The organism is Bifidobacterium pseudolongum subsp. globosum, assembly GCF_000741295.1.
Taxonomy (GTDB): Bacteria; Actinomycetota; Actinomycetes; order Actinomycetales; family Bifidobacteriaceae; genus Bifidobacterium; species Bifidobacterium globosum.
This window is the reverse complement of record NZ_JGZG01000009.1, coordinates 72,288-80,417: the sequence shown is the minus strand read 5'-3', so window position 1 is coordinate 80,417 and position 8,130 is coordinate 72,288. Positions and strand designations below refer to the sequence as shown.

The 8,130-nt window shown below is 61.7% G+C and carries 5 protein-coding genes and 1 rRNA gene; 1 reads left to right on the top strand and 5 read right to left on the bottom strand.

What is annotated here, in order from left to right; all coding sequences use genetic code 11:
• A 16S ribosomal RNA gene (locus BPSG_RS06735) occupies nt 1-416 on the bottom strand; the annotation flags it as partial.
• Nucleotides 417-899: 483 nt separating this feature from the next.
• On the opposite strand from BPSG_RS06735, the gene BPSG_RS06730 reads away from it, so the two are divergent.
• On the top strand, nt 900-1,655 hold the full coding sequence (locus tag BPSG_RS06730) for an SIR2 family NAD-dependent protein deacylase (protein ID WP_022857813.1): 756 nt from the start codon (nt 900-902) through the stop codon (nt 1,653-1,655).
• A 62-nt stretch (nt 1,656-1,717) separates the two neighbouring features.
• Here the strand turns inward: BPSG_RS06730 and ilvA are convergent, their stop codons facing one another.
• From ilvA to BPSG_RS06710, 4 genes are all read right to left on the bottom strand, one after another.
• Entirely contained in the window at nt 1,718-2,983 is a 1,266-nt protein-coding gene (gene ilvA, locus BPSG_RS06725; RefSeq protein ID WP_026643932.1) for a threonine ammonia-lyase, read from the bottom strand.
• A gap of 179 nt (nt 2,984-3,162) precedes the next feature.
• Complete coding sequence (locus BPSG_RS06720) at nt 3,163-4,569, bottom strand: hypothetical protein (RefSeq protein ID WP_202961609.1); 1,407 nt, start codon at nt 4,567-4,569, stop codon at nt 3,163-3,165.
• Nucleotides 4,570-4,577: 8 nt separating this feature from the next.
• Complete coding sequence (locus BPSG_RS06715; protein WP_026643930.1) at nt 4,578-6,011, bottom strand: hypothetical protein; 1,434 nt, start codon at nt 6,009-6,011, stop codon at nt 4,578-4,580.
• Nucleotides 6,012-6,266: 255 nt separating this feature from the next.
• A complete protein-coding gene (locus BPSG_RS06710; RefSeq protein ID WP_026643929.1) occupies nt 6,267-8,087 on the bottom strand; it encodes a glycoside hydrolase family 13 protein in 1,821 nt (606 codons plus the stop codon).
• Nucleotides 8,088-8,130 lie beyond the last annotated feature (43 nt).

The following is an 8,130-nucleotide window of genomic DNA, read 5'->3' as shown; positions in this document are numbered from 1 at the left end:
TCCATCCCGCACGCGGCGTCGCTGCATCAGGCTTGCGCCCATTGTGCAATATTCCCCACTGCTGCCTCCCGTAGGAGTCTGGGCCGTATCTCAGTCCCAATGTGGCCGGTCGCCCTCTCAGGCCGGCTACCCGTCAACGCCTTGGTAGGCCGTTACCCCACCAACAAGCTGATAGGACGCGACCCCATCCCATGCCGCAAAAAGCCTTTCCCACACTCGCATGCGCTCATGTGGAACATCCGGCATTACCACCCGTTTCCAGGAGCTATTCCGGTGCATGGGGCAGGTCGGTCACGCATTACTCACCCGTTCGCCACTCTCACCCCGGCAGCAAGCTGCCAGGGATCCCGTTCGACTTGCATGTGTTAAGCACGCCGCCAGCGTTCATCCTGAGCCAGAATCGAACCCTCCACAAAAAACCTTCATGGAAAGCCAACAAACGGCTCTCAAAAAGAAAAAAGACGGACCATCCAATAAGGAAGGACGGTCACACAAAAACCCCGACACCCATCAAACCCCCTCGGGTACCACACGGGCGGGCATCGGACTGGCAATCAAGAACCACAAGCCACACCCACACGGATGCGACCCATGGCAAGTAGTACAGTACACACTATTGAGTTCTCAAACCACCAAACACACCCACAACCCCGACCCGGAGGAACCGGACCAGACCGCGAGCGGCAGCAAGAGAAAAACCTACACCACAACCCCCACCAACACAACCCACCGGCGTGTCGCAACCCACAAAACCCAACAACCACAACACCTCCACCGGCGTGTCGCACAACACAACTACAACCCACAACCACGCCCTACGTACTTCTTCCCCACCACCGTGTCATCCGTGGTAAGCCTGTACATAGGCAGACCATAGACAGATCGAATAGGAGCAACCGATGGCACAGAAACAAATCATGGTCCTCACGGGGGCCGGCATCTCCACGTCCGCAGGAATCCCGGACTTCCGTGGCCCCGATGGCGTATGGACCAAGCACCCCGACCAAATGCAGGTGTACGACATCGACGCCTTCCTGACCGACAAAGCGGCGCGCGAATACTCGTGGCGCTGGCAGAAGGAGTCGCCGGTATGGAACGCGAAACCCGGCAAGGCGCATTACGCGCTCGTCGACCTGGAGAAAGCCGGCATGCTGAGCCTCATCGCCACGCAGAACTTCGACGCGCTGCACGAAAAGGCCGGCAACAGCCCGGACAAGATCGTCAATCTGCACGGCACCATCGGCACATCGCACTGCATGAAGTGCCATGCGAAGTACGACACGGCGGACATCATGGCGCGCCTCGACGAAGAGCCCGACCCGCACTGCCACCGCCGCCTGCCGTACAAGGGGAACATGCCGTGCAACGGGCTGCTCAAGACGGACGTCGTGTATTTCGGCGAAATGCTGCCCGAAGGCGCAATGGAACGCTCAATCCGCGCCGCCCAACGCGCGGACGAGCTGTGGGTGATCGGATCGACACTCGAAGTCTTCCCCGCCGCGTCGATCGTGCCCGCTGCCGCACAGGCCGGCGTGCCGATCACGATCATGAACATGGGCCGCACGCAGTACGATTCGCTCGCCGACCGGCTGATCCACGACGACATCGCCGTGGCACTGCCCGAGCTCGTGGAGCAGACGATCGCGCAGGAGTGACGCGCATAACGCACGAACGGCGGGATTCACCGGAATCCCGCCGTTCGTGCGTTATGCGCGCGTCAGTAGATGCGCTTCGGCGTATACCCCGCCTCGCGCATCATCTGCAGCACCTGCTCGATGTGCTCGGGGCCATTCGTCTCGACCGTCACGCCGAGCGCGACGGAGTTCGTGTAGTGGCCGTTCGCCTTGAACTGGTCGTGGTCGAGCGCGATGACGTTCGCGCGCGCCTTCGCCAGGATTGTGGCGACCTTGACGAGCTGGCCGGGGGTGTCGGGCAGTTCCACTTCGAAATTCATGATGCGGCCGCGCGCGATCATGCCCTTCTGGATGACGGCGCCGATCGTGACGGTGTCGATGTTGCCACCCGACATGATCGGCACGACGACGTGGTCGCCCTCCGCCTCCGCGAACTTGCGCGAACGCAGATTGAGGTGCTCGAGCGCGGCGAGCGACACCGCGCCGGCCGCCTCGACGACCATCTTGTGCTTTTCGAGCATGAGCAGGATCATCTCGTTGATGTCGCGCTCGGAAACCTCGACAAGGTCGTCAAGGAATTCGTTGAGCAGCGCGAAGGTCAGGTCACCGGGACGGCGCACGGCGACGCCTTCGGCCGAGGTGACGACCTTGTCGGCCGCCATCACGCGGCCTGCGTCGAGCGACTTGCGCCATGCGGGCGAGCCTTCGGGGATCGCGCCGATCACACGCACGTCTGGGCGGAATGTCTTGATCGCGAGCGCCACGCCCGCGCCGAGGCCGCCGCCGCCGAGCGGCACCACCACATCGGTGACGTTGGGCACGTCTTCGAGGATTTCCATGCCGATGGTGCCCTGCCCGCACAGCACCTCGTAATCGTCGAACGGCGGCACGTACGTCATGCCTTCGTTCTGGCTCAGTTCGATCGCGTATGCGGCGGCCTCGTCGAAGACCTCGCCGTGCAGCACGACGTCGGCGCCGTACGCCTTGGTGGCGTCCACCTTGAGCGGCGGGGTGATTTCCGGCATGAGGATGGTTGCTTTGGCGCCGCGCTCGCGTGCCGCGTAGGCCACGCCCTGTGCGTGGTTGCCTGCGGAGGCCGTGACGATGCCGCGCTCGAGCTCTTCGTCGGTGAGCGAGGCGATCTTGTTGTATGCGCCGCGGATCTTGAACGAGCCGGTGACCTGCAGGTTCTCCGGCTTGAGCAGGATCGTATGACCGGTCATCTCGGACAGCACGGGCGAGGCGATGATCTGCGTGTGCTTCGCGGTTCCGTCCAGACGGCTGGCGGCCAGTTTCAATTCGGCGGCATGGTCATGCCGCATTGCTTGCAACACATCTTTCTGTTCCATAAGCCGCTATTGTAGGGTTCCGCACGGCAACTGCCAGCGCTGCGTCCGCCTAGTGGCCGCACGCATGAGATGGGCGGGTGAAAGATGCGAACTGCGGGGGCTCAGCCAGGAGCGCGCTTTTCGCCGGCAGCATGTTTCACGGGAAACCTTGTGTGTGCCAAGCGGCTCGGACCCGGCTTCTACCGCTTGCCCGCCGCATCCTTGCCATATTTCCACAGGAGCAGTTCATTCACCGTCGTCAACACCGACGGGTCGAAATCCTTCTTGTCCAAATGCACCGACTTCAGGAAATCCTTGTTCTTCGAGAATGTGTTGCCCAGCAGTCTGCGGTCAGTGCCGTCGACGTCGATCTTGTACAGCAGATTGGCCAGCGAGACAATGGCCTCACTGTGCTTCTTGTCAAAGTGCTTTCCTGTCGAGAGCCCGAACTCGGTCAGGTCTTCTGGTGTGACCTTCGGCTGCAGTCCCAGAATCGGATTCACCAGCAATTGCGTGGAGGCGTTCATCAGATTCACATACGACCCAAGTTCGTACTGCTGGGCTTCGGTCATCTGGTTGTAGTCCAGCCCGAACGACTTCGTACGCGCAATGGCCTCGTCAAGACGGGGATTCTCGTCGTCTATGCGCACAATGCGCTCCTTGAGCTCCGTTTCCGCCAGATTGTACGATTTGGTATCGCGTTTGCCGATCAGGGCGAACACGTTCTCGAGCTTCTTCTTCTCTTCGTTGCCCTTGTACAGCAAGAAGCCGCTGCCCAGCAGCGCAACGCCAGCGATTGCCCAACCGATCGGCCCGCACATGGCCAGAAACGCATTGCCAGCGGCCATGCCACCGCCGCCAGCCGCCAACGCACCGCCACCGAGCCAAGCGAGCGCCGCGTTGGTCGCCGCGGCGCCGCTCAACGCGGAGATGGCGGTGCCGGTGGAAGCCACGCCGAACGTGGTGGCGATGCCCATCGCGGCGGTGGGGGCGAGCGCAGCAAAGGCCACGCCCACGCCCACGCCGGCGGTACCCGCACCGGCGTTCTTCAGCGTTGCTTTCTTGTAATCATCTTCGATCTTCTGCGCCCGCTGCTTCCATTCAAGGCGGATCTTCTTCAGCTCCTCGTACTGGAGACGCTGCTCGGCGGGAATGTTCCGAATGGCGTCGAAGCAAGCCTGGATCTCGTTGAGATTGTCGAAAAGCCGCGCGTCACGTTCCCCCAATTCGACGATCTGGTCGTTCACCTTGTCCAACGCCTGTTGCGCCTCATTGCGCGCCTCCTCCATCTTCGAGGGCTTCTTCTCGAAGGTGTCCTGGATATTGCGGTTGATGCCTCCGGCGGTTTTGGAGACGTTCTCCCCCACCTGGGAAGCGAAAGCCCCCACGTTGTGTGACACGTTTTCCGCAGCGGATGAGACATTGCGCCCCACATCACCTGCGAAGTTGTTGATGTTGCGGCCCGCCTCGCCTGCGGCCCGGGAGATGTTGTTGCCCACATCGCCGGCGGCCTTGCCGACATTGTTCACCACGTCCCCTGTGGCTTTGTTCACGTTCTTGCCGATCTCGTTGAACGCATTGCCTATATTGTCGAAGAAATTGCCCATGGTTGCTCCTAGTTGTTGAAATATGCGTCAATGTCGGATTTGGACGCCAGAATGCGCTCCTCCGGCACCTTGCGCAGTTGCGCCAACTGCACGGATTTTGCGAATGCGCGCTCATATGGCGCGCTGCGTTTGAAGTCCTCGGTGAAATCAACCAAGTGGCGGTCGTCGTACAACCTGCCGAGTTCGCGCAGACCATCAAGATAGTCTTCGACGATCGTGCGCTCGCGCCGGGCGAATTCCGCGTTTGGGCCGGCGGTCTGCAATGCCACCGCCCGCACGCCCTCGCCGTATAGACTGATGGCGAACCGGCCGGCCCCCACCAGGTTGAGCCGCATCATGAATTCCCGCACGTCGAATGTGCCGGCGCCGGTGACAGCTCCACGGATTGCGGCATCCGTGGTGTCCAACAGGCAGAACGTGCCATGCGCCACCGTGAGCATGCGCTGCACGGTCGAATTGGAAAACGGTTCGCACGCCTCCCACATGGCTTGCATGGAAAAATCACTGGGATCAGCGGAATCGGCGTAAGCAAACATCCGCCGGACGGCGTAGAACAGCCGGGTGAGGGCCTCGTTGAGCAATACCGGGACGGATTGCGCGGCGAGGAACCGAACGTCATACCCCTGTGCGTAGATCTGATTGGCGAGCTGCTGGAAACGCTCAAGGAGCTTGGGCGCGGGCAGCGGGATGTCCCAGGCATGCATGGCGTATTGATTGATCAGCGTCCACACCGGGGTGGGGATGCCCAACGCAGGCATCGCCTGCTGCATGGCATCCACGGTGTCGCCCCGGCCGAACAACTGGTGGCCAAGCCAATTGACGATGCCACAGAACACCTTCTCCGCAGGTGTACTGCCGTGCAGGACGGCGCCTGCATCCTTGTCATGCACAAAGTGGAGTTTGCCCGCATCCCCGGTAGGGGCGGTGTTGGTGAATTCGCCGAGAATGGCGAAGAAGACGCCGAGCAACGACGATTCGCGCCCGAACGCACGGAACGACCTGCCCCGGCTTTCCGGGTCGATGTCTTCCTCGAACAGCAGGCCGAGTTTCCGGGCAAGTGGGGAATCAGAGTCGGCAAGGAACTTGGTCGCAAGGAATGCCGCGGCCGACTGGATGCCGGATTGTTCGCCGTTCCAACCACACAGTTTCGCAAATGTCACCATAGTGCGGCGCATCCACTGGAGTGCGGGCTCCTGCAGTTTCGAATCCCCCGGCGCCCCTACACAGAAGATGTCGATCACACCGCAGAGCGCACCCGAGCCGGCGGCCAACGCATAGTCGAGTTGGTCACATTCCGGCTGCAGCCGTTCGGCCAAAGCGATGATGTCGTCCAACTGGTCCAATTCCGCTTGCGCGGCATCGACAGCTTGGGCGATGTACGAGCCGAACGCATAGTCGTCGCCATTGCCGATGGTCAGGTCAAGTACAGCTGCGTCGCCCATATGTGAATCCCCTCGTATTGGACACACTCGTTATGATTACCCAACATTGTAGTGGCTGGGCACCTGCGCCATACCCATCTCAGCTGGAAAGGAGCATTTTCTTGGGACAGGGCCAGTACGGGCGGCCATACATGGCATGGTTTCAGCCCTCATACCCGAGGGATCCCCGGAAAATGCTCCTCCCCAGCCAAGATGGGTCTAGGCGTACTAAAAAAACCGGCCTCAAGGGCCGGTTTTTTTAGTGCTTGAGCGCCGTCACAGCTGCACAACGACGCCTTCCCACTCGGAAAGCTCACCCTTGGCGATGGACTTGACGCTATGGATCGCGTCATAGGTGCTCAGCACCACATGGTCCTCCGCCACCCCATTGCGCAGCAGCTCCTGCGTGTGCGCAGGCAGCGGGGCATGGCGCCCGCTCAGGTTGATCATGACGAGCATGCGGCGCTCCCCCAGCGTGCGCGTGAACGCGTACACCGCCTCATCGTTGTCGTCGACGAGCTCCCACTCGCCGGCCGCCACAACCGGGCTGTTATGCCGCAGGTTGACGAGCTTCTTGTAGAACGTATAGACGGAGTCCGGGTCATCGAACTGCGCGGCGGCATTGATTTCCACATGGTTCGGGTTGACGGAGATCCATGGCTCCTTCGGCGTGTCAGCAGCGGTGAAGCCGGCGTACTTCGAGCCGTCCCACTGCATTGGCGTACGCGCGTTGTCGCGGCCGAACATCGCGAGCGCATCCATCATCGACTCGCCCGACTGCACCTTCGCCTCGGTGACACGCTGGCGGTAGGCGTTGATCGCTTCGAGGTCACGATACTGGCCGAGCTCGGTGAAGTGCGCTCCGGTCATGCCGAGTTCCTCGCCTTGGTAGATGTATGGGGTGCCACGGTGCAGGTGCACGAGCATGCCGAAGGCCTTCGCGGAGTGCGCGCGGTTCTCTTCGGTCGAATCGTCGCCCCAGCGCGTCACGACGCGCGGCTGATCGTGGTTGCAGGTGAACAGGCTCGCCCAGCCACGATCATGCACGGCTTCCTGCTGTTCCTTGAGGCGCTCGCGCAGGTGGCGCACGTCGAACTGCACGACGTCCCACTTGGAATCGCCTTGGTCGATGCCCACGTGGTCGAAGAGGAACAGCATGTCGAGTTCCTTGTGCGCGGGGTCGGTGATGTATTCGTTGCGCGAGGCGTCCACGCCGGGGGCTTCGCCCACGTTCATGTAGCCGCCGCGCTGTTCGAAGACCTCACGGCGCATTTCGGCGAGGAACTCGTCGACGCGCGGACCGTCGGAACAGAACGGGTACGGCGAGGAATAGCCTTCCGGGCCGGCCGGGTAATCCTCGATTTCAGAGCCAGGTTCGCCAGGCAAGCGGCCGTGCGAGTCGACGACCTTGGAGATCTGGGTGATCACGTCCATGCGGAATCCGTCGATGCCGCGGTCCATCCACCAGTTCATCATCTGGTAGACAGCTTTGCGCACCTCGGGGTTCTCCCAGTTGAGGTCGGGCTGCTTCTTGGAGTATTGGTGGAAGAAGTATTCGCCGCGCTGCTCGTCGTATTGCCATGCGGAACCACCGAAGTACGACCCCCACTCGTTCGGCTCGGCGCCGGGTTCGCCGGGCGTCTTGCCTTCGCGCGCGGGGCGCCACCAGTACCAGTCGGCCTTGGCGGAGTTCGGGTCGCGCGACTCCTGGAACCATGCGTGCTCGTCGGACGTGTGGTTGACGACGAGGTCCATGATCACCTTGATGCCGCGGGCGTGGGCCTGTTCGAGCAGTTCGTCCATGTCTTCCATCGTGCCGAAGAGCGGGTCTATCGCCTGGTAGTCGGAGATGTCGTAGCCGTTGTCGTCTTGCGGCGACTGGTAGACGGGGCTCAGCCAGATCACATCGACGCCCAGATCCGCGATGTAGTCGAGCCGGCTCGTGATGCCCTTGAGGTCGCCGATGCCGTCGCCATTGGAGTCCTGGAAGCTGCGCGGGTAGATCTGGTAGACGACCGCGTTCGCCCACCACGGGTTCGGCGTCGCGCCGTTGGTACGCACGTCGTCGGGAATTGCGGACCGGTTGAGCGTCGTCATGACTTGAGGCTCCTTTGCTTGGTATTTCAACGATTTTCAGATG